A 216-nucleotide genomic window follows, 5' to 3' on the forward strand; every position below is an offset into this window, starting at 1 on the left:
GCCACTAATCCCCACCGAAGTGGTTCATCGTTCGACTTGCATGTGTTAAGCACGCCGCCAGCGTTCGTCCTGAGCCAGGATCAAACTCTCCGTGAATGTTTTCCCGTAATCGGGATGAACACCACGAGAGCGGAACAGTCAGGCGGAATAGGCCCGACCGTTCACAGCGTCCTCGCTGTGTTATTTCAAAGGAACCTCGACCATCGGTTGTCCGAT

At 54.6% G+C, this 216-nt stretch carries 1 rRNA gene; it reads right to left on the reverse strand.

Going from position 1 to position 216, the window contains the following annotated elements:
* A 16S ribosomal RNA gene (locus tag OO68_RS41965) occupies window positions 1–96 on the reverse strand; the annotation flags it as partial.
* Window positions 97–216 lie beyond the last annotated feature (120 nt).

The sequence above is a fragment of the Streptomyces iakyrus genome, from assembly GCF_000717055.1.
Lineage (GTDB): Bacteria > Actinomycetota > Actinomycetes > Streptomycetales > Streptomycetaceae > Streptomyces > Streptomyces iakyrus.